Here is a 2,227-nt window from a genome sequence, read left to right on the forward strand (position 1 = left end):
TTTCAGTTCCTCTTCGCTCTCGGCGATCGCAATTTTAAATGGGCGGCTCATGGTTGGGTTAACTTACCAAGTTTGCTTCTCCCATTATATGCAGCTTCATTTTTAATTGGTATAAGATGAAAACTCCCAAACACAGCATTAAAATGAGGCGTGAAAATATAATTGTTTGAGGATAATTAATCATGTCTGCAAGAGTATCTTAAGGATTCAGGTGGCAGAGTATTGACAAAGGGAACACTTGAGGGAGAATATCACAAATATGAACCAAAACCTGCCGTACTGTTTTAGACCTAGAAAGCTTGAACCAGTTGCCCAAAGAAAAACTGGTAGAGATAATTATTGAGCAAAGCAAGGTAATACGTGAGTTACAAAAAATCATTTTAGAACTACAGCAAGAAATAGAGCGTTTAAAAGTCAGTAGAGATTTAGACAGTTCTAATTCGTCGAAACCACCATCTGGAGACATCCACAAAAAGAGCGAAAACAAAAAGATACCTCTGCAAGAAGAATCAAATCAACCGAAAAAGAAACCAGGTAGACAGCCAGTACATCAAGATAAGACTCGTAAGGGGTTTGGCAGAGTAGACCGTTATGAAATCTTACGTCCAAGTGATTGTATCTGTTGTGGTAACAAAGCATTTGCACCCCTAGCATTAAAAGTAGAAAAACAGGCTGTAGCGCAATTGGTAGAACGTCCCATTGAAAGTCAATCAATTCAAAGCTAAGTTGCACTCCTTACTCAATCAGTGGATTGGCAAGGCAGGAGCGACAGCAGGCCAGCTTTTACGTTCTTTGCGTGATAAAGCAAGTCAATGGTGGTATTTCCTTGACTTCCTTGAAGTTCCTCCTGATAACAATCAGGCCGAACGATCGCTTCGTTTGGCTGTGACCAAACGTAAGGTTAGCGGTGGTTCCCGTTCAATGGAACGGTTTCAACATACTGCCAATTTGTTGAGTACCCCTGCTTCATCCAATGACGACGCACCACCAGATAACCTGACCCAAGAAGAAAACCCAGCTACAGCAACTATCACCGTTACTGCTGTTGAAGTTCCAGAATTAACCGAGCAGGAACAAAGCGATCGTTTGCATTTGGAACGCCGTGTGGAGAGAGCGTTTTTTGAGGCAGGTAAGGCACTGGCAGAATTGCGCGATCGCAGACTGTACCGTTCGACGCATTCAACCTTTGAAGACTATTGCAAGGACAGGTTTGGATTTGAGAGTCGTCATCCTTACAGATTAATTGAAACTGCTGGAGTTGTAGATAATTTGATCAAAATGTGTCCAAATTGGACACAAAATAAAACTGAAGATGATCCTGCTACAGTCCGCTCTGATCAGCTACAAATCTTGCCTACCAGCGAAGGACAAGTTCGGCCCATGACCAAACTCGAACCGCAGCAACAGCAAGAAGTATGGCAACGGGCGGTAGAACTTGCTGGCGGCAAAGTGCCAACTGGTAGAATCGTCAAAGATGTTGTGCAGCGCATCATGGAGAGAACCAAAGTACCCAACACCTACCAAATTGGCGAAGTCTGCCAAATCATAGTCAAGGACAATCCCGAACTGAGAGGCAAGGGTGGCTGTTGGGCAATTGTCAGCGCAGTAAACGAGTTTAGTTGCACCGTGAGAGTTTGGGATGGCGAGTACACCATTGGGTTGCAGTACCTGAAGTCTTACAATTACTTGCCTGTCGAATGTGAGCAGGTGCAATCCTTGAGCGATGCCTGCGGCGGGCTACGCCTACGCATAAGTCGAGTGTATTCGAGTTCGCTGGAGGAGTCGGTGCAAAAGTTTTTAGAGATGCTGGGGAAGCTGAATCGAGCTTATCTTACTGCTGTGGAAGAAAAGTTGTTGAATGTTTTAGAGTCTGAATAAGGGAACGAGATATCAGCCTAAGCAATTTGGCATCCAATGTCTTTGGGTTGCAGTTTCAATGGAGATATCAACATAACGGGACAGCCAAGAAGTTGTATGAGGGATAGGGCAAAACTTTCCGCTTCTGGTGCCCCGTGCTATGCCAGTTGTCAAATGAGTGCTGTAGAATGACTTTACATAATTTATACAGCACTAGTAAGTGAACGCCATTACTCTACAACTGGCTAGAAATGAATAAAACCAAATAGAACCTCAAAAATGAAAAATGTAAGTAGCTGGATTGCTGTATAGTTTGGGTTATGCCAGATTATCTTCTCAAGAGTTGCTCTATGATCACTCTGCCTGGTAT

The 2,227-nt window shown here is 43.6% G+C and carries 1 protein-coding gene and 1 pseudogene; both read left to right on the plus strand.

Features of this window, described 5'->3' with window-relative positions:
* Positions 1-259: 259 nt before the first annotated feature.
* Positions 260-704, plus strand: a pseudogene (locus H6G97_RS54530) (IS66 family transposase); the annotation flags it as partial.
* Positions 700-1,878 (plus strand): IS66 family transposase, encoded by a 1,179-nt coding sequence (locus H6G97_RS56520; protein ID WP_479684986.1) that lies wholly within the window; start codon positions 700-702, stop codon positions 1,876-1,878. The pseudogene H6G97_RS54530 and the gene H6G97_RS56520, both read left to right, overlap by 5 nt.
* Positions 1,879-2,227 lie beyond the last annotated feature (349 nt).

Source organism: Nostoc flagelliforme FACHB-838 (assembly GCF_014698065.1).
Taxonomy (GTDB): Bacteria; Cyanobacteriota; Cyanobacteriia; order Cyanobacteriales; family Nostocaceae; genus Nostoc; species Nostoc flagelliforme_B.